The 21556-nt window shown below is 74.8% G+C and carries 23 protein-coding genes; 14 read left to right on the plus strand and 9 right to left on the minus strand.

Translation table 11 applies throughout. The features are described from left to right. Positions 1-13: 13 nt before the first annotated feature. Both ABZ836_RS10095 and ABZ836_RS10100 read right to left on the minus strand, forming a co-directional pair. Entirely contained in the window at positions 14-478 is a 465-nt protein-coding gene (locus tag ABZ836_RS10095; protein WP_356132890.1) for a DNA-binding protein, read from the minus strand. A gap of 111 nt (positions 479-589) precedes the next feature. After that, a complete protein-coding gene (locus ABZ836_RS10100; RefSeq protein ID WP_361141092.1) occupies positions 590-730 on the minus strand; it encodes a hypothetical protein in 141 nt (46 codons plus the stop codon). Between the two features lie 113 nt (positions 731-843). Here ABZ836_RS10100 and ABZ836_RS10105 point away from each other — a divergent pair, with 113 nt between their 5' ends. Further along, positions 844-1587: a hypothetical protein gene (locus tag ABZ836_RS10105; RefSeq protein WP_361141094.1), complete on the plus strand. Its 744-nt coding sequence runs from the start codon at positions 844-846 to the stop codon at positions 1585-1587. 170 nt (positions 1588-1757) lie between these two features. Here the strand turns inward: ABZ836_RS10105 and ABZ836_RS10110 are convergent, their stop codons facing one another. After that, the gene (locus ABZ836_RS10110; RefSeq protein ID WP_361141095.1) at positions 1758-4244 is read right to left on the minus strand and encodes a tetratricopeptide repeat protein; all 2487 of its coding nucleotides are present in this window, start codon (positions 4242-4244) and stop codon (positions 1758-1760) included. A gap of 145 nt (positions 4245-4389) precedes the next feature. Here ABZ836_RS10110 and cpt point away from each other — a divergent pair, with 145 nt between their 5' ends. Beyond that, positions 4390-4953 carry a chloramphenicol phosphotransferase CPT gene (gene cpt, locus ABZ836_RS10115; protein WP_361141097.1) on the plus strand — a complete coding sequence of 188 codons (564 nt, stop codon included), beginning with the start codon at positions 4390-4392 and terminating at the stop codon, positions 4951-4953. Between the two features lie 80 nt (positions 4954-5033). Then, positions 5034-5390 (plus strand): peptidase inhibitor family I36 protein, encoded by a 357-nt coding sequence (locus tag ABZ836_RS10120; protein ID WP_356132900.1) that lies wholly within the window; start codon positions 5034-5036, stop codon positions 5388-5390. 78 nt (positions 5391-5468) lie between these two features. Here ABZ836_RS10120 and ABZ836_RS10125 read toward each other — a convergent pair whose 3' ends face one another. Beyond that, entirely contained in the window at positions 5469-5801 is a 333-nt protein-coding gene (locus tag ABZ836_RS10125; RefSeq protein ID WP_361141099.1) for a hypothetical protein, read from the minus strand. Beyond that, on the minus strand, positions 5798-6646 hold the full coding sequence (locus tag ABZ836_RS10130) for a TIGR02452 family protein (RefSeq protein WP_361141101.1): 849 nt from the start codon (positions 6644-6646) through the stop codon (positions 5798-5800). Before ABZ836_RS10130 ends, ABZ836_RS10125 begins: the two co-directional genes overlap by 4 nt. 169 nt (positions 6647-6815) lie before the next feature. Here ABZ836_RS10130 and ABZ836_RS10135 point away from each other — a divergent pair, with 169 nt between their 5' ends. Next, the gene (locus ABZ836_RS10135) at positions 6816-8066 is read left to right on the plus strand and encodes a HEAT repeat domain-containing protein (protein ID WP_361141103.1); all 1251 of its coding nucleotides are present in this window, start codon (positions 6816-6818) and stop codon (positions 8064-8066) included. 43 nt (positions 8067-8109) lie between these two features. Here ABZ836_RS10135 and gdhA read toward each other — a convergent pair whose 3' ends face one another. Next, entirely contained in the window at positions 8110-9447 is a 1338-nt protein-coding gene (gene gdhA / locus ABZ836_RS10140) for an NADP-specific glutamate dehydrogenase (RefSeq protein WP_356132908.1), read from the minus strand. A 487-nt stretch (positions 9448-9934) separates the two neighbouring features. On the opposite strand from gdhA, the gene ABZ836_RS10145 reads away from it, so the two are divergent. After that, positions 9935-10408, plus strand: a complete 474-nt coding sequence (locus ABZ836_RS10145; RefSeq protein WP_361141105.1) for a GNAT family N-acetyltransferase — start codon at positions 9935-9937, stop codon at positions 10406-10408. A gap of 25 nt (positions 10409-10433) precedes the next feature. Here ABZ836_RS10145 and ABZ836_RS10150 read toward each other — a convergent pair whose 3' ends face one another. Continuing rightward, complete coding sequence (locus ABZ836_RS10150) at positions 10434-10640, minus strand: DUF4287 domain-containing protein (protein ID WP_356132914.1); 207 nt, start codon at positions 10638-10640, stop codon at positions 10434-10436. A 305-nt stretch (positions 10641-10945) separates the two neighbouring features. On the opposite strand from ABZ836_RS10150, the gene ABZ836_RS10155 reads away from it, so the two are divergent. The 7 genes from ABZ836_RS10155 (at position 10946) to egtD (ending at position 17159) form a co-directional block, all read left to right on the plus strand. Beyond that, the gene (locus ABZ836_RS10155; RefSeq protein WP_361141108.1) at positions 10946-11158 is read left to right on the plus strand and encodes a hypothetical protein; all 213 of its coding nucleotides are present in this window, start codon (positions 10946-10948) and stop codon (positions 11156-11158) included. 163 nt (positions 11159-11321) lie between these two features. Next, positions 11322-11732 carry a VOC family protein gene (locus ABZ836_RS10160; RefSeq protein ID WP_361141110.1) on the plus strand — a complete coding sequence of 137 codons (411 nt, stop codon included), beginning with the start codon at positions 11322-11324 and terminating at the stop codon, positions 11730-11732. A 295-nt stretch (positions 11733-12027) separates the two neighbouring features. Further along, positions 12028-12486: a DUF1801 domain-containing protein gene (locus ABZ836_RS10165; protein ID WP_361141112.1), complete on the plus strand. Its 459-nt coding sequence runs from the start codon at positions 12028-12030 to the stop codon at positions 12484-12486. A gap of 245 nt (positions 12487-12731) precedes the next feature. Continuing rightward, positions 12732-14018, plus strand: coding sequence for an ergothioneine biosynthesis glutamate--cysteine ligase EgtA (gene egtA, locus ABZ836_RS10170; protein ID WP_361141114.1), 1287 nt, complete (start codon positions 12732-12734; stop codon positions 14016-14018). Next, complete coding sequence (gene egtB / locus ABZ836_RS10175; RefSeq protein WP_356132922.1) at positions 14018-15391, plus strand: ergothioneine biosynthesis protein EgtB; 1374 nt, start codon at positions 14018-14020, stop codon at positions 15389-15391. Before egtA ends, egtB begins: the two co-directional genes overlap by 1 nt. After that, the gene (gene egtC / locus ABZ836_RS10180) at positions 15391-16200 is read left to right on the plus strand and encodes an ergothioneine biosynthesis protein EgtC (RefSeq protein WP_361141116.1); all 810 of its coding nucleotides are present in this window, start codon (positions 15391-15393) and stop codon (positions 16198-16200) included. Before egtB ends, egtC begins: the two co-directional genes overlap by 1 nt. After that, complete coding sequence (egtD, locus tag ABZ836_RS10185) at positions 16197-17159, plus strand: L-histidine N(alpha)-methyltransferase (RefSeq protein WP_361141118.1); 963 nt, start codon at positions 16197-16199, stop codon at positions 17157-17159. The genes egtC and egtD overlap by 4 nt, the downstream gene beginning before the upstream one ends. 170 nt (positions 17160-17329) lie before the next feature. Here egtD and ABZ836_RS10190 read toward each other — a convergent pair whose 3' ends face one another. Next, on the minus strand, positions 17330-18592 hold the full coding sequence (locus ABZ836_RS10190) for an extracellular solute-binding protein (RefSeq protein WP_361141120.1): 1263 nt from the start codon (positions 18590-18592) through the stop codon (positions 17330-17332). A 222-nt stretch (positions 18593-18814) separates the two neighbouring features. Between ABZ836_RS10190 and ABZ836_RS10195 the strand changes: the two genes are divergently transcribed. Further along, a complete protein-coding gene (locus tag ABZ836_RS10195; protein WP_356132930.1) occupies positions 18815-19030 on the plus strand; it encodes a dodecin in 216 nt (71 codons plus the stop codon). Positions 19031-19079: 49 nt separating this feature from the next. On the opposite strand, the gene ABZ836_RS10200 is transcribed toward ABZ836_RS10195, so the two are convergent. Further along, on the minus strand, positions 19080-19571 hold the full coding sequence (locus ABZ836_RS10200; RefSeq protein ID WP_356132932.1) for an HAD family acid phosphatase: 492 nt from the start codon (positions 19569-19571) through the stop codon (positions 19080-19082). A 142-nt stretch (positions 19572-19713) separates the two neighbouring features. On the opposite strand from ABZ836_RS10200, the gene ABZ836_RS10205 reads away from it, so the two are divergent. After that, complete coding sequence (locus ABZ836_RS10205) at positions 19714-21483, plus strand: GAF domain-containing SpoIIE family protein phosphatase (RefSeq protein WP_361141122.1); 1770 nt, start codon at positions 19714-19716, stop codon at positions 21481-21483. Positions 21484-21556: the final 73 nt, after the last annotated feature.

The following is a 21556-nucleotide window of genomic DNA, read 5'->3' on the forward strand; positions in this document are numbered from 1 at the left end:
GCCCCTCCCCCGATCACTTCTCCGCCTCCGCCTCCTCCTCGCGCCCGGTCCGCGCGGCCAGGCGCTCGTACCGCTGCCGGGCTGCCTGCTGGGTGCCCAGCCCGAGGCCGAAGGCGATCTCCTGCCAGGTCATGCCCCGCCCGCGGGCCATCTGCAGCAGGCCGGTCTCGAGTTCGTCCAACTCGCCGCGCACCAGCGGCAGAAGGGTCAGGGCCGCGGTGATGTCGGCCTGGTCGACCTCCGGTTCGCCGTCCTCCGGGCGGGCGGCCCCGCTGAGCAGGAACGCCACCAGCCGCACCGCCTCGTGCGGCCCCGGCACGGCCGGATTGCTCTGGCGACGGCGTTGCTCGTCGGTCGCCGCGTGACGCTCGGCGATCCGGAACAGGGCGGCGGGCGCCCTCCTGGCCCGCGCCTCCTCGGGGTCCGGCGGCTGGAACGGGTCGGCGGGCGCGGGGTGCTGTTCTGGTGTCCTGGCCATGGGAACACCTTCGGGCGTACACATCAGCTTGTCAACCATTTATGATGAACGAATCGTTCACACGGGGTCGTGTCACGCCGCGACAGCGGCCTGCTACAGCGCCGAACCCGGTTACTTGCGCCTCCTCGACGCCGCTACCGCGGCCCACACCAGTCCCAGGACGAGGAGGCCGATCACGACCCACATCGGGGCTCCGCCCAGGGCCTTGTATGCCAGTACCGTCCCGTTGCCGGTCTGTCCCATCACAGTCACTCCGCTCCTTCGGTGCTGCTCGGCTGCGCCTGCTGACTGCTCGCCGCCGGAGCCGCCCCGTTGCCGGCCCACCCCTGAGGGGCACGCGGGTCGGCCTCTGCTTGGATCTCCACATGACGGACTGGTCTCAGCTTCACCACGCGTACGGGACCGCGGAGGACATTCCCGGCCTGCTCGACGCCGTCGGCCCGGATCCACAGGATCCGGTCTGGAACTCCCTGGCCTCTCGCCTGTATCACCAGGGCGGCGTCGGCTCGGCCAGTTACGCCGCCCTGCCGATCCTGGCGCAGAAGGCCCGGCAGTGGTCGATCACCGACCGGCGCATGCCGCTCTTCCTGGCCGGCCAGATCGTGGCCGCCCGCGACATCTACGACGAGGTCACAAGCCCCTTCGTCGCCCATTCCTCCGTCATCGCCGAACTGCTGGCACTGACGGAGGAAGCACTGGGCGATCCTGCCCTCGCCGACGACTCCGTGAACTACGTCCAACTCCTGTCGACGTCGCTCAGCTTCGAGGGGGTGGAAGGCTGGGGTGAGCACCTCGACCAGGTGTGCGGCGAGGAGTACGAGGTCTCCTGCCCGGACTGCTTCTCGGAGAACTTCATCGTCTTCGGCGAGAACGGCCACTACTCCACCGCTGACGACATGTACTTCAAGCGGCCGCCGGCCCACACCGTCCCACTCCAGCCGCAGGACCCGGCGACCGCCGAGGGGCTGCTGCCCAAACTGCACGCCCGGGTCCTGGCCGACGGACACCCCGAGATCGCAGCCAGACTTCCGTACGTCTTCGGCCACGCCCACTGCGCCCACTGCGGTGAGTTCTTCAGCGTCCCGGACGCCATTCTCGCCATGCCATGATCCGGCCTCATGGCGGCCGGACCGCCCCTGCCCTCCCCGGAGCCCGACGTTTACCGCGCGTCGCCGCCCGCGCAGGGGTCGACACGCAGCTCGACGCCGTCCGCGCGCCAGGCCCTCGTGTGGCCTCCGGCCGGAGCGAACGAGGAACCTCATCGTCCCCGCGGCGCCGTTCACCGCGGGTCGCCGGGGATGTCGCGTCGCCACGCGCCGTCCGGGTCCAGGGCGGCCGCGCGGTCGAAGTCCTGGCGTGCGGCGTCGGTGCGGCCGGCGAGGGTGCGGGCGCGGCCTCGGCCGACGAGGGCCCACAGGTCGTCGGGGTCGAGGGCGAGCGCCGCGGTGAAGTCTGCCTCCGCCTGCTCGTAGCGGGTGGCGTGCAGGTGGGCGAGGCCGCGTTCCACCAGGGCCCAGCGGTAGTCGGGGACCAGGGCGAGCGCCGCGGTGAGGTCGGCGACGGCCTCGTCGAGGGCCCCGGACAGCCGGTGCGTCTTGCCACGTTCGGCCAGTGCCCAGGCGTAGTCCGGCCGCAGCGCCAGCGCCGCGGTCAGGTCGGCGACGGCCTGCGGACGGCGGCCGGCCTCACGATGGGTCCGCCCGCGGGAGCCGAGGGCCCAGGCGTAGCCGGGGTCGAGGGCGAGGGCCGCGGTGAAATCGGCGATCGCCTCGTCGAGCCGCCCGGCCTGCCGGTGGACCTGGCCGCGGGAGCCGAGGGCCCGGGTGTGCCCGGGGTCGAGGGCCAGCGTGGCGGTGAGGTCCGCCAGGGCCTCGTCCCACCTCCCGGCCCGGCGGTGCGCCTCGCCCCGCTGGGCGAGCGCCCTCGCGTCGGTGGGGTCGAGGCGGACGGCGGCGGTGAGGTCGTCGACGGCCTCCTCCTCGCGGCCTGCCCGCAGGTGCGCGCGGCCGCGGTGGAAGCGGGCGGCGGCGCTGTCCGGGTCGAGCGCGACGGCCCGGTCGAACTCGGCGGCGGCGGCCTCCTCCTGACCGGACACCTCCAGGTGCCGGCCGCGCACCACATGGGCGTGGGCACGGGCCGCGGGACCGAGCGTCCGGCGGGTGAGCAGCACCCCCAGCGCGGCGACGACCACGTCCCCCTCCGCCTCCGTGGCTGCACGGAGGCGGCCGGCCTGCTCCCGCAGGAAGTCGTCGTCGGTGTCCTCGGCGGCCTGGCCGAAGGCGTCGGCCCACTGCCGCAGGATCTCCGGTCCGGCCTCCGCCGCCTGCACGGCCTCCTCCAGCACACCGGTCGCACCGCCGCCGGGGTGGGCGCAGAGCCGGTGGTACGTCTCGTCGATCCGGTGCCGCCACCACCGGGCGTCCTGCGGGCGCCGTCCTGCGGGCAGGTTCTCCTCGAGGCCGGCCCGCCAGGCGGCGTGCGCCTCGGCCAGCCGCAGGTGGACGGCGGTCCAGCCCTGCGGGGAGCGCGCCCGCTCACGCCGGACCATGCCCGCGCGGACGACGGCGTGGTACTTCTTGTACGCGCCGCTACCGCTGACGAAGGGCTGCCCGCAGAGCCAGCTCCACAGGTGACGCGCCTCCTCGGGTACCGCCGCCGCGAACACGTCCTCGTTGAGCCGGGGCGCGAGCGCGCAGGTCAGGACCACCTCGCGGCAGAGCGGATCGGCGATCCACCGCACGAACCGTTCGACGGCGGCCTCCGCCGCGTCCCCGTCCGGGTCGACGGCGTCGGCGCCCTGGGGCCGGGCCAGGGCGAGGAGGTCGGCGAGGAGCGGCAGGCCCATGGACAAACGCCCCACCGCCTCCACGGTCCCCGGCTCGGTGACTCCGCGCCGGGCCAGCAGCTCACGGGTCTCCTGTTCGGTGAACGCCTCCAGCGGGACGTCCTGCCCCTCGGCCTTGAGCCCCGCCCACTCCGGCTCCGAGAGGTCGTTCCGCCCCGCCAGCACCACGACGACGTTGACGGGCAGCGGCCCGTACCCGTCGCTCAGCAACGTCCGCAGCCACACGTCGAGATGGCGACCGGTCTCCTCCCACGTGTCCAGGAAGAGCACCACCCACGGGTACTTCTCGCACAGCTCGCCGAGCGCCGCGACGAACTCCTGGCCCACCGGGCCGAGTTCGGGCGTACGCACGCGTTGCTGACGGTTGCGGACGCGGTCCTGGATCCGGTCCACGCCCTCGGCGACCGTGTCCGGGTCGACCATCGCCGAGAGCAACGGGCCGCCGGGAACCACTCCGGACACTCCGCCGAGCACGATGCGGGAGATCGCCCGGGTCGTCGGCGAGGGCCCGTCGTCGGCCGCGCCGTCGAGGTCGACCGGTTCCGCGGCGGCCTCCTGCGCCCTGCGGTACTGCTCGACCGCCTTGTCGAACCCCTTCAACGGCCCGGCCTGATCGGCCAGTTGCCGCGCCAGGGCGACCATCCCCGACAGCGCCCCGTGCACGTCGTTCTCGTCGACGGCGGCGGTGAGCGCGCCCGCCTGCCGGGCGGCCTCACGCCACTGGCGCAGCAGGCTCGACTTGCCGACCCCGGCCACGCCCCGCACGTGGAACAGGAAGCTCGCCGGGTCCGTCCGCGAGAGCGGGTCCTTGGTCAGGTTCCGGGCGAACGACGCCACCTCGTCGCGTCGCCCCACGAACCGGTCCAGCGAGCGCATGGCGAGCAACTCGCCGCGGGACGGCCGCCGTTGCGGTCTCGGCATGGATGTCCTCCCTCGATCGGCCGTTGGGTACGACGCCCGCGGCGCCTCTCCGGTTGCCCCGGAGGAGGAGCCCCGCGGCGGAACCTCACCCGGCCGCCGGGGAAAAGGCGTGGCACCGCTCCGGAGCCGGTCCTGTCGTGGCGCGGTGACCACGCGAATGATCATTCTCAACGGCGGTTCCGGCGCGGGGAAGTCCGGCATCGTCCGGTGCCTGCAGGCGGTGCTGCCCGACCCGTGGCTGACCTTCGGCTGCGACTCGTTCGTCGACGCGCTGCCCGCGAGGATGCAGTCGTCGGAGGGCGGCATCGTGCTCGGCGCGGACGGCGAGGTCACGATCGGCGAGGAGTTCAGGACCCTGGAGGCCGCCTGGACCGAGGGCGTCGTGGCGATGGTCCGCGCGGGCGCCCGGGTGATCGTCGACGACGTCTTCCTGGGCGGGCCGGACTCCCAGCGGCGGTGGCGGAAGGCCCTGGGCGGCCTGGACGCGCTGTGGGTGGGCGTCCGTTGCGACAGCGCGGTCGCCGCGGGGCGGGAGATCGCCCGCGGGGACCGGGTTCCGGGCATGGCGGCGGCGCAGGCGGAGCCGGTGCACCGCGGCGTCCACTACGACCTCGAGGTGGACACCACCCGTACCGAGTCCCTGGAGTGCGCCCGCGTCATCGCGGCCCACGTGCGCCGGCCCCGTCCCGTGGCCGACGCCCACCGGTGACGGGCACGGTCCGGGCGCCGGCGTGCCCCGGTCGGCCCACGGAGGCGTGACCGATGGCCGCGATGATCGTTCCACCCGGCATGCGATCACTCACACACATGCGACGCTCCGGACTTGCCCTGCTCTGCGGTCTCGCCCTGATGACCGGCCTCTCCTCGGCGGCGGCCGCCGCCCCCGAAGCCGCGCCCGTCGCCGCGGCCGCCGCGAAGGGGCAGTTCCACTGGATCGGCGCCAAGGGCAAGCCCTACTTCGTGGAGAACCCGCCCAACGGCAGGTGCCTGTCCATGGCCGAGAAGGGCCGCGCCCCGCAGAACCGGACGTCCTCCGCGGCGACCGTCTACACGGGCAAGAAGTGCAACGGCACGGCCAAGCGCCTGGCTCCCGGCCAGCGGGCCCCGAAGGGCGTCGCCTTCGCCAGCGTGCGCTTCGGGAAGTGACCGTCCCACCCGGGAAGTGACCGTCCGGCCCGTCCCGGTGGCCCGACGCCCGGCCCGGCGTCCGGGTCGGCGGCCCGCTCAGCCCAGGCCGCGGTGTGCGGCCCAGAGCGCCGAGGCCCGGGTGGCCGCCGCCTCGATCAGCGCGGTGAGCTCGGGGCGATCGGCCGAGACGGGGAACGACACGTAGGCGCCCCGGCCGCCCGCCGTCGGACGGCCGTACGCCTTGGCGGCGAGGGTGCCGTCCGGCAGGAGACGGACGTTCAGCGTGGACAGGGTGAACTCCTGGTCCCGCCGGACGTCCGTCCACCGCAGCGCCTCCGGCACCGTCACGTTGACGGCCAGGGCGCTGACGTCGAGGGAGGCCAGGGCTGCGCGGACCTCGGGGTCGTCGGGGGAATGCCGGTGGTTCATGCGTCCACCCTCTCCTGGCCGGCGAAAGCACGGAAGGTCTCCTCGAACGCTCCGCGCGTCGCGGCGTCACGGGTGCGGTCGAGGACGCCGAAAACGACGTCCGCGAACCGTCCCTCGAACCGCCCGCCGGGCGCGAGCGGCGCGCGGAAGGCCTCGGCGACCTGGGCGGGGTCGTTGCGGAAGACGCCGCAGCCCCAGGCGCCGAGCACCAGCCGCCGGTAGCCGTGCGCGGCGGCCGTCTCCAGGACCCGCCCGGCCCTGACGGCGAGGGCCGCGGGGATGTCGTCGACCCGGTCCGGAAGGGTACGGGCGATGACTCCCGCGTTGGGCGCCGCGGCGGTGAGGAAGCCGACACGGTACGGCTCGTCGAGCAGACGTCCGCGGTCGTCGCGGAAGACCGGGACGCCGGGCGCGTGGATCACCCGGTCCGAGTAGAACGGACTGCGGTCGGCGCGGTGGTGGCCGTAGAACTCGGGCGCCCGCAGCAGACAGGAGTGCAGGGCCGAGCCTCGGCAGAGCGCCTCCTCCTGGGCCTGGGCCCCGTTGAGGTAGCCGCCCCCGGGGTTGCGGGCCGAGGCGAAGTTCAGCACGGCCACCGGGTCGTCACCGCTCCGGACGAGCCGGTGCGCGGCCTGCAGGCTGCTCTCCGGCGTGACCTCGACGACGGTGCGGACGGGTTCCGCGGCCGGCACCGGCACGGGATCCGGACCCACCATCCGGGTGCCGTCACCGGCCTCCCGGACCGCCTCGGCGATGTCGACCGTGCGGCCGTCGGACGCGCGGTAGCGGCCCGCCGCCACGATCTCCTCGTTCTCGCGGGCGATCCCCCGCAGCCGTGCGCTCATCAGGTGCGCCGTTCCTCCCTCCGGGCGGGCGACTCCCGCCCCGGCTCCGGACCTTAGCCCCGCGAGGCCGCGATCCCCCACCCGTTTTCCCACCGCACGGCTGTGCCAGACTGCGGGGCCGAGCGCCGGTCACGGTCGGGTCCGCTCGGGGGAGAGAAGGGGGCGCGGAATGGACGCGAGGCTGCTCGCGGCGGTGGAGGCGTTCGACGCGGAGACCGCCGGGGACCTGGTGGAGGACGGCGCGGATCCTGACCGTCCGCTGCCGGACGGATCGACGCCGCTGTCGCGCGCGGTCGCCTCGGGCTCCCCCGGACTGGTGTCCGCGCTGCTGGGCGCGGAGCCGCGCCTGCGGCTGCCGCCCGCGGAGCGGGAGAGGCTGCTGGCCCTGGCCCGCCGGTGGTACGAGGCCGGGGCGGAGGCCGGGTTGCGCCGGCTCACGGGAGCGACCGGGGCGGCGGAAACCGTACGGGTGGAGGACCCGGAGTTCCTCTTCGTCGAGGAGATCGCTCTGGACGGCCGCACCGTGCGCGGCGGCCACGGCGCGATCCTCACCATGCTGGAGCGGCGCTTCGTCCTTCCCACCCCGCCCGGGGAACTCGTCGCCCGTGCGGCCCGCACCGATCCGTACCACGCGGACTGGGGGGAATCGTCGTGGACGCTCGGCGAGCGCCGCGGCGACCCGGCCTGGCGGGCGCTCCTCACCCACCGGCACCACCCCTCGCCCCGCCACCGCCTCTTCCTCGCCGACCACCTGCGGTGCGAGGGAGTCACCACCGCGCACACCGAGGCCCGGCAGCGTGAGGCGGACCGGCTGCTCGCCGCCTGGGCGGCGGAGGAGACCGAGCCCGAGGTGCTCGCCATGGTGCTGCAGGCCCTGGCCACCGCCGACGACGGGCGGCCGGAGGGCCTGGTCGCGCACGCCCGTCACCCCGACCGGCGGGTGCGCGAGGCCGCGGCGGGCTGCCTGCTGATGTGGCGGCGGCCCCACCCGCCCGCCGCCCTCGCCGCCCTGGCCGCGCTGGCCCGCGACGACGACGCCGGAGTGCGGGCGGCGGCGGCCACCGCGATCGGCGCCGTCGGCGTGCACGCCGACGAGACCCGACGCCTCCTCCTCGCCCTGGCCGACGACCCGGACCCCTCGGCCCGGGCCGAGGCCACCCGGGCGCTGGCCTGCTCGGGCGACGCCCACCCGCTGGTGACCGACGCCCTGTGGAACCTCCTGTCGGAGGAGGACCAGGACCTGCGCCTGGACGGCGCGTTCGGCCTCGCGCGGCTGGACGACCCTCGCGCCCCGGAGGCCTACGACCGCGTGGGACGGCTCGAGGAGAAGTTCCACGAGGACCTCCGGGCCGGTTTCCTCCTGCGCCGGGCGTGGGCCGCCTCCTCAGCGGGGGACGGGCCCGGCGCCGTCCCCCGCTGAGGAGGCGGCGCCGGGCCCGATGTGCCGCGGCGTGGCCGTCGGGTCAGATGAGCCCCTGCGCCAGCATCGCGTCGGCGACCAGCTCGAAGCCGGCGATGTTGGCGCCCGCCACGTAGTTGCCGGGGCTGCCGTAGCGCTCGGCGGTGGTGTGGCAGGAGTCGTGGATGTGACGCATGATCTCCGCCAGCCGCTCCTCGGTGTGGGCGAACGTCCACGAGTCGCGCGAGGCGTTCTGCTGCATCTCCAGGGCGCTGGTGGCCACGCCGCCGGCGTTCGCCGCCTTGCCGGGGCCGAAGGCGACGCCCGCCTCCTGGAAGACGCGGACCGCCTCCGGGGTGGTGGGCATGTTGGCGCCCTCGGCGACGGCGGTCACGCCGTTGCGGACCAGGGCCACGGCGTCGCCCTCGTGCAGCTCGTTCTGGGTCGCGCAGGGCAGGGCGACGTCCACCGGGACGCTCCACACCCCGGCGCCGGGCACATAGGTGGCGCTGCCGCCGCGGGCCTCGGCGTACTCGGAGACCCGGCCGCGGCGGACCTCCTTGATCTCCTTGAGCAGGTCGAGGTCGATGCCCTTCTCGTCGACGACGTAACCGCCGGAGTCGGAGCAGGTGACCACGGTGGCGCCGAGCTGGTGCGCCTTCTCGATGGCGTAGATGGCGACGTTGCCGGAGCCGGACACCGCGACGCGCCGGCCGTCGAGGGAGCTGCCCCGGCTGCGCAGCATCTCCTGGGTGAACAGGACGCAGCCGTAGCCGGTGGCCTCGGTGCGCGCCTGGGCGCCGCCCCAGCCGAGGCCCTTGCCCGTGAGGACGCCGGACTCGTAGCGGTTGGTGATGCGCTTGTACTGGCCGAAGAGGTAGCCGATCTCGCGACCGCCCACGCCGATGTCACCGGCGGGGACGTCGGTGTACTCGCCGAGGTGGCGGTGGAGCTCCGTCATGAAGGACTGGCAGAAGCGCATGATCTCGGCGTCCGACCGGCCCTTGGGGTCGAAGTCGGAGCCGCCCTTGCCGCCGCCGATGGGCATGCCGGTCAGGGCGTTCTTGAAGATCTGCTCGAAGCCGAGGAACTTCACGATGCCGAGGTTCACCGACGGGTGGAAGCGCAGACCGCCCTTGTACGGGCCGAGCACGCTGCTGAACTCGACGCGGAAGCCGCGGTTCACGTGGATGTGACCGGCGTCGTCGGACCACGGCACACGGAAGATGAGCTGCCGCTCGGGCTCCGCCATGCGCTCGACGATGCGGGCCTCGACCAGCTCGGGCCGCCGCTCGAGCACCGGACCGAGGGAGTCCAGTACCTCGCGCACCGCCTGGTGGAACTCTGTCTCACCCTGGTTCCGGCGAAGAATCTCCGCGTACAGCGACTCGATGACGCGCATGTGCAGCCGTGACCTTCCGTGGTCGGAATGATGCCGTGCGCCTCGTCCCGGAGGGGCACGCGCAGAAACGTTGTGGCACCTCTATTGTCCCTGTCGTTCCAAAAAAACGACGGTCCGTATCCACATGGCGGACACCCGCCGGGCGGCAGTCACGGCCGGTGACGGCGCCCGGGTGCCGGGGCGGCGGGGCGGCGGCGTGCGGTCGCCGCGGGCCGTCACCGTCCGCGACCGGGCACGGTCGCGGGTGCCCAGGCCGGGCCGCCGCTCCGTACCGCGAGCGCCTCCTGGAACTGGACTGCGAGACCCTGCTCGCCCCCGGCGGCCGGCACTCCCTGGTCGTCCACACCGCCCGCCCCGGCAGCGAAACCCACGACCGGCTCCGCCTGCTCCAGGTCGTCGGCCTCCAGGACCTGGCCGCCGCTCCCCCGCCGCCTTCCGCCGCCGGGCACCGGCGGCCGCGGTCCGGCGCCGCGGACGGGAGTGCCTGATGGAACTGCTGCCCGCGGGCCCCGGCCACCCGGCCGTGGTGGCCGGATGGCCCGCCTCCGCCGCGGAGGTCGCCCTGTGGTGCGGACGGGACGAGTTCCCCGTGTCCGCGCGGACCGTCGCCGCCTGGCAACAGGAGGACGGCGTGCGGGCCTTCGTGCTGGTCGAGGGTGAACGCACGGTCGCCTACGGCGAGTTGTGGCTCGACGACGAGGAGGACGAGGCCGAGCTCGCACGCCTGGTGGTGGCTCCCGAGGCCCGCGGCCGGGGCGTGGGGCGGGCGCTGGTCCGGGCACTGCTCGCCGGGGCGGTGGACGCGGGCTTCGACGACGTCTTCCTGCGCGTGCGCCCGGAGAACGCCCCTGCGCTGCGGTGCTACCACGCCGCCGGGTTCCGGCCGGTCGCCCCCGGCCTCGCGCGGGAGTGGAACGCCGCCCAGCCGGTCGACCACGTCTGGCTGCGGGCCGGGGAGTGACCGCCGTGCCGTCGCGGCCCGGGCGTCACGCCGGCTCGGCCAGGGTGTGGGCGACGAGGGCGTTGGCGTGACCGTGGCCCAGGCCGTGCTCGTCCTTGAGCCAGGCGACCAGCTCCATGTGCCTGGTCAGCGGCGAGGAGCGGATCAGGTCCCTCCACTCCGCGATCGGGCGGCCGTACTTCTTCTCGATCGAGGGGAAGTAGCTGGCGGGGCCCTTCACCGGCGCGGTCATGCGTGCCTCCAAGTGGTCGGTGGACGCCTGCCGTTCAGGCGTCCACCGAGTAGGACCGCGGTCACCGGCAGAACTCGTCGGTCCTTCCCGGCGGAGTTCGCACGGCCCCCTCGGCCGTCCGTCCGTTCGCGCGGGGGCGGTCGCATCGGCGCGATCCCGCCCCCTAAGATCGGCTACGGCCTACGCTGGTCCCACCCCCCAGGACGGCGCCCCGCGGAGGTGCGCGGGACGTCGGGCCGAGCCGGTGACCGGCTCGGTCACCACCCCGTCTCCCGGCCTCCGGGCCGTCCACGAAAGCAGATCCGTTGTTCCAGGAAACGCCCATCTACAACCGTCTCGTCGCCGAGCGCGGCGACATTCCCGTCCAGGTGCGGGGCGAGGCCGAGCGCATACACCGCACGCTGACGCCGCTGCTGGGCCCGCCGCCGTCGAGCCGGCCGGCATGGCAGCCGCAGGGCGGCGCCCCGGTCCAGGGGGGCCGGCCGCCCGCCGCGCCGCCCTTCCCCGAGCTGCCCTGACCGCGGGCGGGCGCCGCCAGGGGGGTGGGCCGGGCGGCGCGTGCCGCCCGGCCGTTCGGCGTGGGCGCGCGGCCGGACGTGGGCCGGGCACCGCCCGCGTCCGTGGCGGACGGTGACCGGAAACCCCGGGACGGCGGCCTCGGGGCCGTTCTACGGTGACCGCATGGACCTGACGATCAACACGACCTCCCTCCCCCACGACGACCCGGAGGCCTCCCTGGCCTTCTACCGCGACCTCCTCGGGTTCGAGGTCCGCGGCGACGTCGGGGAGGGCAGGATGCGCTGGATCACCGTCGGCCCGGCGGGACAGCCGCAGACGTCCGTCCTGCTGGCCCCGCCCGGCGCCGACCCGGGGGTCACCAAGGCCGAGCGGCGCACCATCGCCGAGATGATGGCCAAGGGCACCTTCGGCTGGATCCTGCTGGCCACCCCCGATCTGGACGCCACCTTCGAGAAGGTGCGGGCCGGCGGCGCGGAGGTCGTGCAGGAGCCCACGGAGCAGCCCTACGGCATGCGGGACTGCGCCTTCCGCGACCCGGCGGGCAACCTGATCCGCGTCCAGGAGGCCCGCTGACCCGAGCCTCGGCAGGCCCGCTACGGCGCCGCACCGAGGCCGCACAGGGGCAGCCGGGAGGCCCGCGCGGGGGCGGCCTCCGGACCCGTTGCCCATGCCGGGTCGAGACCGGCTCCGAGCCGGGCCGGAGCCGGATCCAGGCCGGGTCGAGGGCCCGGACGGACCCCGTCCGGGCCGGTCAGTTTTCGAGAAGCCCCGGCGGCCCCCGCGGGCCTAGCGTGTGAGGCACGGCAGGACGACGGCCCCGGCGGGCCGGGCGGTCCGGCACCGGCACACGGCGCGAGAGGGGAACGCGATGAGGAGCACGCGGACGGCGGTCACGGTGGACGAGGCGCGGGAAGGGTTCACCGAGGAGGAGCGCGCCGCGATGAAGGACCGCGCCAAGGAGGTCCGCGGGGCGGCGCGGCGCGGCGCGGCCAAGGCGGACCCGGAGGCCGAGGTCCTGGCGAAGATCGCGGAGATGACGGCGGCGGACCGTGCCCTGGCCACCCGGATCCACGGCCTCGTGCGGGCGGCGGCCCCGGAGCTCACCCCGCGGCTCTGGTACGGCATGCCGGCGTACGCGAAGAACGGCAAGGTGCTGTGCTTCTTCAAGTGCGCGCAGAAGTTCAGGACCCGCTACGCCGAGTTCGGCTTCAGCGACGTCGCGGCCCTGGACGACGGCACTTTCTGGCCGATCTCGTTCGCCCTGACCGAGCTCACCGACGAGGTGGAGGCGCGGCTGGCCGACCTCCTCCGCAGGGCCGCGGGCTGACCTCGCCCGCCGCGGGAGGCCGGGCCGGACCGGGGAGCGCCCCGGGTCCGGCCCTCCGGCGTGCCGCCTGCCGCGCGGGCGCGGGCACCGTCCGGACCTGCGGCGCTTCCCGTCGTCACCGATTTCCGGACACCGGCGCACCGTCCCGGGACTCCGCTCCCGAGGTGCGCCCTTGTGTCCTTCCGTGTCAGGGTCTTGGGTGGGAAGCCAGCGTTGTCGACTCTCTCAGGAGGAGGAACCCGGGCATGTCCGAGGCGACAGGGACGGCGGCGGGGCCGGGAGAGATGCTGTCGGAGGCCGGCGCGGAGGCGCTGGTCCACGGCATCTGTTTCAAGACCGGTCCGCCCCGTCTGCTCGGCGTGGAACTGGAATGGCTGGTCCACGACCTGGACGATCCGCGCGCCACCGTCACCCCCGAGCGGCTCGAGGCGGCGCACGCCTCCCTGGAGGGGCTTCCGGTGACCTCGCCGCTCACCTTCGAACCCGGCGGGCAGGTCGAGCTGAGTTCCCGCCCCGCGGAGTCCCTCACCGCGTGCGTGGGGACGATGGCCGCCGACCTGGCGACGGTCCGCCCCGTGCTGCGCGAGCAGGGCCTGGCCCTGGCCGGCATGGGCCTGGACCCCTGGCAGCCGCCGCGCCGGTTCCTGCGGGAGCCGCGGTACGACGCGATGGAGCGCTGCCTGGACCGGTACGGGCCGGCGGGCCGGATCATGATGTGCACCTCGGCGTCGGTGCAGGTGAACCTGGACGCAGGCGTCGAGGAGCCCGGGACGATGGGGCATGTCCGCCGCTGGCGGATGTCGCACCTGCTGGGGGCGGTGCTGCTGGCCGCCTTCGCGCACTCCCCCATGGCGGAGGGACGTCCCACCGGCTGGCGTTCCACCCGGCAGTTGCGGTGGGCGGAGATCGGCGTGGAGCGTGCGGGCGCTCCCCCGCTGGAGGCGGAGCCGCGGGCGGCCTGGACGCGGCGGGCGCTCGACGCGCCGCTGATGTGCCGGCGCCGCACGGTCGGCCCGTGGGAGGTGCCGGAGGGGACGACCTTCCGGGACTGGCTGCGGCGCGGCGAGGCCGACGGCTCCGGGCCGCGGCGGGAGGACCTGGACTACCACCTGACCACCCTGTTCCCGCCGGTGCGGCCCCGCGGGTTCCTCGAGCTCCGGATGATCGACGCCCAGCCGGGCGAGGACGGCTGGATCGTGCCGCTCGCGGTCGCCGCGGCCCTCTTCGACGACCTGGCCGCCGCCGAGACCGCCTACCGGGCGGTCAAGCCGCTGGCCGAGCGGAGCCGCCCGCTGCCCGCCCCGCACAACCCGCTGTGGACGGGCGCCGCGCGGCACGGCCTGGCCGACCCCGAGCTGCGGGAGGCCGCCGCGATCTGCTTCTCGGCCGCGCTGGAGGCACTGCCCCGGCTCGGCGCGGGCACGGCGGTGACGGACGCCGTCGGCGAGTTCGCCGAACGGCACGTGGCGCGCGGCCGCTGCCCCGCCGACGACCTCCTGGACCGCGTCCGGCAGGGAAAGGAACCCTTCTGATGACCGAGGTCACCGGGCCGGGCACCACCGGTGCGCCCGAGGCGTTGCGGGAGCGGGCCGAGGCCGCGCTGTCCGCCGCCCGCAGGCGCACCGCGCTGCTCACCTCCTGTCTGGACGATCCCGAACTGACCGCCCAGCACTCTCCGTTGATGTCGCCCCTGGTGTGGGACCTGGCGCACGTCGGCAACCAGGAGGAGCTGTGGCTGCTGCGCGCGGTGGGCGGGCGCGAGGCGCTGCGGCCGGAGATAGACGGCCTGTACGACGCCTTCCAGCACTCCCGTGCCGAACGCCCGTCGTTGCCGCTGCTGCCGCCGGCCGAGGCCCGGCGGTACGTCGCGGAGATCCGCGGCCGGGTGCTGGACCTGCTGGAGCACGCGCCCTTCGACGGCCCCCCGCTCACCGCGGCCGGCTTCGTCTTCGGCATGGTCGCCCAGCACGAGCAGCAGCACGACGAGACCATGCTGATCACCCATCAGCTGCGCCGCGGTCCCGCGGTGCTCACCGCGCCCGACCCCGGGCCGGCCCCCGCGCACACGGGACCGGCCGAGGTGCTGGTGCCCGGCGGGCCGTTCGTGATGGGCACCTCCGACGAGCCCTGGGCGCTCGACAACGAGCGGCCGGGGCACCTGGTGGAGGTGGAGCCGTTCTTCCTGGACACCGCGCCGGTGACCAACGCCGCGTTCCTGGCGTTCATGGAGGACGGCGGCTACCACCAGCCCCGCTGGTGGCGTCCCGAGGGCTTCGAGCACCTGCGCGCGCAGGGCGTCGAGGCGCCGCTGTTCTGGCGGTTCGAGGGCGGGCAGTGGCTGCGGCGGCGGTTCGGGAGGACGGAGCCCGTACCGCCCGACGAGCCGGTCGTGCACGTGAGTTGGTACGAGGCCGACGCGTACGCCCGGTGGGCGGGGCGGCGGCTGCCGACCGAGGCGGAGTGGGAGAAGGCGGCCCGCCACGATCCGGCGACCGGCCGCTCCCGCCGGTACCCGTGGGGCGACGAGGACCCGTCCGCGCACCACGCCAACCTGGGCCAGCGGCACCTGCGTCCGGCGCCCGTGGGCAGTTTCCCGGCCGGCCGGTCGCCGCTGGGGATCGGGCAGCTGATCGGTGACGTGTGGGAGTGGACGTCGAGCGACTTCCTGCCGTATCCGGGGTTCGCGGCCTTCCCGTACCGGGAGTACTCGGAGGTGTTCTTCGGGCCGGAGCACAAAGTGCTGCGCGGCGGTTCCTTCGCGGTGGACCCGGTGGCCTGCCGGGGCACGTTCCGCAACTGGGACTACCCGGTGCGGCGGCAGATCTTCTCCGGCTTCCGCACGGCGCGTTCGGCCGTGCCCGACCGGGCGGGGCCGGGCGTCCGGCCGGGCGGGGAGGCGGTCTGATGTGCCGGCACCTGGCCTGCGTGGGGCCTGAGGCGCCCCTGCGCGACCTGCTGGTCGCTCCGGCGCACAGCCTGTTCCGTCAGTCGTGGGAGCCGAGGCGGCAGCGGTACGGGACGGTGAACGCCGACGGCTTCGGGGTGGGCTGGTACGCCCCCGGTGACCCGGTGCCCGCCCGCTACCGCCGGACGGGGCCGGTGTGGGCGGACCCCTCGTTCACCGACCTGGCGCGGGTGGTGCGCTCGGGCGCGGTGCTGGCCGCGGTGCGGGACGCCACCGAGGCGGGCGCCGACGGGGAGGCCGCCGCCGCGCCGTTCGCCGCGGGGCGGTGGCTGTTCAGCCACAACGGGGCGGTCGCCGGCTGGCCGGGGTCGCTGGCCGCGGCGGCCGGGACGCTGCCGCCGGTGCGGCTGCTGGAGCTGGAGGCGCGCACCGACTCGGCGCTGGTCTGGGCGCTGGTGCTGCACCGGCTGCGCTCCGGGGAGGAGGCCGGACCGGCGGTCGCCGGGGCGGTGCGGGAGGTGGCTGCGGCCGCGCCCGCCTCGCGTCTGAACCTGCTGCTCACCGACGGCGAGACGATCACGGCCACGGCGTGGGGGGACACGCTGTGGTACCTGGCCGAGCCGGGCCGGCGCGCCGTGGTGGCGTCCGAGCCCTACGACGACGACCCGCGCTGGCGGGAGGTCCCGGACCGGACGCTGCTCACGGCGACCCGCGCGGCCGTGCTGCTGGACCCGATGGACGGCGGCCCGGACACCCCGCCGCCGGCCGGCGCGAACGCCGGCACCCCGCAGGAAGGAGCACAGCGGTGAGCCCGTTCCGCATCACCCGCACCCTGCCCGAGGACGCCTCCCGGGCGGCGCTGCGCGCCGACGTCGTGGCCGGGCTGGCCGACCGGCCGCGGTCGCTGCCGCCGCGCTGGTTCTACGACGCCCGGGGCAGCGAGCTGTTCGACCGGATCACCCGGCTGCCCGAGTACTACCCGACGCGCGCCGAGGCGGAGATCCTCACCGACCGCGCCGGCGAGATCGCCCGGGCGAGCGGGGCCCGCACCCTGGTCGAACTGGGTTCGGGTTCCTCGGAGAAGACGCACCACCTGCTGGACGCGATGCCGGACCTCGCGCTCTACGTGCCGGTGGACGTGAGCGAGAGCGCGCTGCGGGGCGCGGGGCGGGAGCTCTCCGGGCGGCGTCCGGAGCTGGACGTGCACGCCGTGGTGGCCGACTTCACGGGGCGGCTGGAGCTTCCCGAGGGGCCGGGGCCGCGGCTGGTGGCCTTCCTGGGCGGGACGATCGGCAACCTGGAGCCCGCGGAGCGGGAGCGGTTCCTGCGGTCGGTACGGGAGTTGCTGTCGCCGGGTGACGCGCTGCTGCTGGGGACCGACCTGGTCAAGGACGAACGCGTGCTGGTCCGGGCGTACGACGACGCGGCCGGGGTGACCGCGGAGTTCAACCGCAACGTGCTGCGGGTGGTGAACCGCGAGCTGTCGGCGGACTTCCGGCCGGAGCTGTTCGACCACGTCGCGGTGTGGGACCCCGCCGCGGAGTGGATCGAGATGCGGCTCCGGTCGAGGGAGGCGCAGACGGTGAAGATCCCCACCGTGGACCTGGTGGTCGACCTGGCCGAGGGCGAGGAGGTGCGGACGGAGGTCTCGGCGAAGTTCCGCCCGGAGCGGGTGCGGGAGGAACTGGGCGCCGTCGGCATGGAGGTCACCCACTGGTGGACCGACCGCGAGGGGCGGTTCGCCCTGTCGCTCGGGGTGGTGCGCTGACGGGCCGGGCCGCTCCGGCGTTCCCGGTAGCCCCCCCCGCGTCCGGCAGGGGGTCCGCGTCGCCGTCGCGGGCCCCCTGCCCCCTGCCCCTGGCCCCCGAACTCCGGCCCCGGCCCCGGCTTCCGGCCCCCGGCCGCCGGCCGCCGGCCGCCGGCCGCCGGCCCCAAGGGTCAGCCGAAGACCGGGTTCAGCGCCTCCGTGACGAGCGCGGACGCCTTCTCCGCCTCGCGCCGCGGGTCCCCGCCCTCGAGGACGGCCGTCATGTACCGCTTGATCGGGTTGTCGGCCTCCACCTCGGCCCACTCGGGTGTGGACGGCGTGGCGCGGCCGTGGGCGGCGCCCGCGGCCATGGCGGCCACGCCCTCGTTGTCGGCGACGGCTCCGGCCAGTTTCTCCTTGTTGGGCACGTAGTTCATGGTGCGGGCCAGGTCGGTGACCCACTTCTCGCTCACCAGCGCGCCGATCACATCGATCGCCCCGCTCTGCTGGTCGGTGTTGCGGGGGATGATGAGGTCCGACCCGCCGGTGAAGACCGCGCCGGGCTTGTCCGCGGTCATTCCCGGGACCGGGAAGTAGCCGATTTTGCCCTCGAGTTCGGGGTTCTCGGCGAGGACCGTCTGGACCACGCCGGGCACGGCGACGATCTGCGCGACCTTGCCCTCGGCGAACACCCCGGCCTGCGGCGGGTGTTCCTCGTCGGCGTTGACGGGTCCGTCGCCCAGGGCCTGCAACTGCCGGTAGAACTCCATGCCGCGCAGGGCCTCTTCGGAGTGGAGGGCGCCTTCCCAGGCATTGCTGCGCTCGACGGCGAGGTCGCCGCCCTCGTCCCAGATGAAGCCGGAGAGGGTGTACCAGTCCTGGCCGGCCAGGTAGATGCCCTGGTTGCCGCCGGTGTCCAGCTTGCGGGTGGCTTCCAGCCACTCCTGACGGGTCTTCGGCGGGGCGGTGATCCCGGCCTGCGCGAAGAGGTCCTTGCGGTAGACCACCACGCGGTTGGCCGCGTACCAGGGGATCCCGTACTGGTGGTTGCGGTCCCGGCCGGGGTCGGTGAGGCCGGGGAGGCAGTCGTCGACGCCCCAGTCCCGGACCGCCTCCAGGGTGAGGTCGAGCAACTGCCCCTCGACGTACTGCGGCACCTGGGTGTTGCCGACCTCGATGACGTCCGGCCCGTCGGGGGCGTCCTCCGGCTCCATGGCCGCCTGGACCTTGGCGCCGATGCCCGTCCACTCCTGGATGCGGATGTCCAGCCGGATGTCCGGGTGACCGGCCTCGAACTCGGTGGTGAACCTCTTCAGGAACGCCTCGGAGGCGGTGCCCTTCATCAGCCACACGGTGACCGTGCTCCGTGTCGATCCGCCGGGGAGCATGCCGCAGGCGGCGGTGGTCATCAACGCGACGGAGGCGCCCATCAGGGCGAGCAGACGACGTCTCACGGTGGTCCTGTTCTGTGATGCGCAGAAAGACCCGTGGGGGGACGAGCGCGGGGCGCTCGGGGGGTGCCTGGATTTTGGTATGGACCAATGTCCGCGTCAAGGGCCTGCCGTGCGGAGGGCGGTGCGGAGCGTGACGTCTCGCGGTTCGTCCCGGCATGGGGCACGGTGGAGGGGTGTCGGGCGTCACCGTCCCCCGCGACGCCCCGGAGAGGAGTCGTCTCCATGTCGGACAACGTCTACCGGGTCACCGAGATCGTCGGCAGCTCCGCCGAGGGCGTCGACCAGGCGATCCGGAACGCCGTCTCCCGCGCGTCGAGGACGGTGCGCAACCTGGACTGGTTCGAGGTGACCCAGGTGCGCGGGCACATCGAGAACGGCGAGATCGCGCACTACCAGGTGGGGCTGAAGGTCGGGTTCCGCATCGAGGAGCCCGAGTAGGAGATGCGAGGGCGGGGGTGCCGAGCGGCGCCCCGCCCCCGTCGTCCCCTCAGGTGCGGCCCTCGCGCTCCTGCGCCTCCCGCAGGGCCTCCGACGCCTCGGCGGCCCAGCGGGCCCTGACCACCCGGAAGCCGGCGCGCTGCGCGTCGTCGCAGACCAGTTCGTCGTCGTCGACCAGCATGCGGATCTCCCGGTCGCGGGCGAGTTCCCGCAGGATCTCCAGCTTGGTGCGGCGGGCCGGACGCCGGTCGTGGTTCTTCCGCATCCGGATCGGGCCCTCGGGCAGGCCGTGGGCGGCCAGCCACTCCACGGTGTCGCGGCGGCACCGCTCCGGACGGCCGGTCAGGTAGACGACCTCGCACTCCTCGGCGGCCTCCAGCACCAGGGCGATGCCCTGGGCCAGCGGCGGGTCCTGAGGCGCGGCGGCGAAGAAGCCGTCCCAGTCCTTGGGACTGGTCTCCAGGAAGCGCCGGCGGTGCGTGGTGTCCGCCAGCGTGTTGTCCAGGTCGAACACGGCGAGGGGGCGTCGGGTCTCCTTCACGCACCCAGCCTAGGGGGCGGGCGACGCGTCCGGCTGATCTCCCCGGTCCGGAGGCGTCACACCGGGCCCGCGCGGGCACCATGCACCGGACCGGGCCGTGACCGATCGGCCCGACCGAGTTCCCCGGGAGGCGGCGACATCGATGGCGGAGCACCAGGACGGCGTACTGCCGGAGGCCGAGGCGCTGGCGTCGATCGGCAGAACGCTCGCCGCGCTCTCCGCACCGGCGTACATCGCCGACGGGTCCGGCGCCGTCCTGGCCGTGACCCCGGCCCTCGAGGAGCTGGTGGACAGGGACGCCGGCGCCATGGTGGGGCACGACGGCCACGAACTGCTGCATCGCAACGAGTACGGCGAGACGGTGGCCCGCTCGCGGTGCGGGATCCGGAAGGCGGCCCTCACCGGGCGGCCCACGCAGGGTGACCGCATGTGGATCGCCCGGGCGGACGGCTCGCTGGCGCAGGTGGGATGGCTGGCCGCCGGGTGCGACGTGCCGGGACTCGACCCGCTGATGCTGGTGGTCTTCACGCGGTGCTCCGACGCGGCGGAGACCGAGGAGGGCGCGGACCCGGCGGACGCCGAGGCCGCCGAGGTGGACCACGGGGTGCTCTCCGAGCTGGAGCGGCTGGCCCTGCTCGCCGAGACCACGACCCGGCTGACCAGCACCCTGGACATGGACGAGGCGCTGCGCAGGCTGACGCGCCTCCTGGTTCCGCGGCTCGCGGACTGGGCCGTCGTCGACCTCATCACCCAGCGCGACGAGGTGGTCCGGGTCTCCGTCGCGCACCAGGAGGACGGGCGGGTGGTGCGCAGGCCCGACCTCGAGGGGCCGATGCCCCCGATCCCCCCGGAGTCCACGATGCCCCTCTCCCGGGCGCTGCGGGGCGCGGCCTCGTCGATCGCCGGCCCGGAGACCTACCAGGGCCCGCCCGACGCGGACATCGCCGTGGCCCAGCGGAAGCTGTTCGAGGCCACCGGCATGCACTCGGCGGTCATCGCGCCCGTCCGCGGTCTGCGGGACGTGATCGGCGCGCTCACCCTGGGGCGCAGCGAGCGCCCCGAGCCGTACACGCCGGCCCATCTGCCGCTGCTGGAGGACATCGCCCGCCGCGCCGGACTCGCCCTGGACAACGCGCGTCTCTACGAGCAGCAGCGGGCCGTGGGCCAGACGATGCAGCGGCACCTGCTCCCCCAGCTCCCGCGGGTGCCCGGGATCGGCATGGCGGCCCGGTACCGCCCGGCGCAGGAGGCGTCCGAGGTGGGCGGCGACTGGTACGACGCGTTCGTGCTGGGCGACGGGGCCCTGGTGCTGGCGGTCGGGGACGTGGTCGGGCACGACCTGGAGGCGGCGGCGGGGATGGCGCAGCTGCGCAACATGCTCCGCGCCTACAGCTGGTCGGAGCAGCGGCCGCCGAGCAAGATCGTCGAGTGGCTGGACCTGGCGTGCCTGAACATCGCGGAGGTCTCCATGGCCACGTTGATCTGCGGCCGTCTCACCGGCACGAGGGACGGGCAGTACCGGCTGCGGTGGACCAACGCGGGTCATCCGCCGCCCCTCCTGGTGACCGGTGACGGCGAGGCCCGCTACCTCACCGAGGGTCACGGGCCGCTGCTCGGCCTGGGCACCAGCCCCACGCGGCCCGACGGGACCGTGCTCCTGCCGCCCGGCTCCACCCTGGTCCTCTACACCGACGGCCTGGTGGAGTCCCCGCGCGACGCCATCGACGAGGGCCTGGAGCGGCTGCGGGTGAACGCCGCGTCCCTGGCCCAGCACGGTCTGGACGACTTCACCGACCAGCTCCTGGAGCGGTCCCGCCCACCGCACAACGAGGACGACGTGGCGCTGCTCGCGGTGCGGATCCCGGCCGAGCCGCCCGCGACGCCGCCGCGCTGGCGGCCGCGGACCGGATGACCCGCCGGCGCCCGTGAGAAGGCCGCGGCGTGCTTGGCGGGGCCGGAATGAGCACCACACCGGCCCCGCCCGT

The sequence above is a fragment of the Streptomyces sp. NPDC047130 genome, assembly GCF_040643475.1.
Classification (GTDB): domain Bacteria; phylum Actinomycetota; class Actinomycetes; order Streptomycetales; family Streptomycetaceae; genus Streptomyces.

Bases quoted from the DNA above. Each gene is read 5' to 3' on its own strand.
- egtB (WP_356132922.1), top strand. From the start codon at position 14,018: ATGACCGAGGTCACCGGGCCGGGCACCACCGGTGCGCCCGAGGCGTTG.
- ABZ836_RS10105 (WP_361141094.1), top strand. From the start codon at position 844: ATGACGGACTGGTCTCAGCTTCACCACGCGTACGGGACCGCGGAGGAC.
- egtC (WP_361141116.1), top strand. From the start codon at position 15,391: ATGTGCCGGCACCTGGCCTGCGTGGGGCCTGAGGCGCCCCTGCGCGAC.
- gdhA (WP_356132908.1), bottom strand. From the start codon at position 9,447: ATGCGCGTCATCGAGTCGCTGTACGCGGAGATTCTTCGCCGGAACCAG.
- ABZ836_RS10160 (WP_361141110.1), top strand. From the start codon at position 11,322: ATGGACCTGACGATCAACACGACCTCCCTCCCCCACGACGACCCGGAG.
- ABZ836_RS10130 (WP_361141101.1), bottom strand. From the start codon at position 6,646: ATGAGCGCACGGCTGCGGGGGATCGCCCGCGAGAACGAGGAGATCGTG.
- ABZ836_RS10195 (WP_356132930.1), top strand. From the start codon at position 18,815: ATGTCGGACAACGTCTACCGGGTCACCGAGATCGTCGGCAGCTCCGCC.
- ABZ836_RS10135 (WP_361141103.1), top strand. From the start codon at position 6,816: ATGGACGCGAGGCTGCTCGCGGCGGTGGAGGCGTTCGACGCGGAGACC.
- ABZ836_RS10110 (WP_361141095.1), bottom strand. From the start codon at position 4,244: ATGCCGAGACCGCAACGGCGGCCGTCCCGCGGCGAGTTGCTCGCCATG.
- ABZ836_RS10150 (WP_356132914.1), bottom strand. From the start codon at position 10,640: ATGACCGCGCCGGTGAAGGGCCCCGCCAGCTACTTCCCCTCGATCGAG.
- ABZ836_RS10145 (WP_361141105.1), top strand. From the start codon at position 9,935: ATGGAACTGCTGCCCGCGGGCCCCGGCCACCCGGCCGTGGTGGCCGGA.
- ABZ836_RS10125 (WP_361141099.1), bottom strand. From the start codon at position 5,801: ATGAACCACCGGCATTCCCCCGACGACCCCGAGGTCCGCGCAGCCCTG.
- ABZ836_RS10165 (WP_361141112.1), top strand. From the start codon at position 12,028: ATGAGGAGCACGCGGACGGCGGTCACGGTGGACGAGGCGCGGGAAGGG.
- egtA (WP_361141114.1), top strand. From the start codon at position 12,732: ATGTCCGAGGCGACAGGGACGGCGGCGGGGCCGGGAGAGATGCTGTCG.
- ABZ836_RS10120 (WP_356132900.1), top strand. From the start codon at position 5,034: ATGCGATCACTCACACACATGCGACGCTCCGGACTTGCCCTGCTCTGC.
- ABZ836_RS10095 (WP_356132890.1), bottom strand. From the start codon at position 478: ATGGCCAGGACACCAGAACAGCACCCCGCGCCCGCCGACCCGTTCCAG.
- ABZ836_RS10205 (WP_361141122.1), top strand. From the start codon at position 19,714: ATGGCGGAGCACCAGGACGGCGTACTGCCGGAGGCCGAGGCGCTGGCG.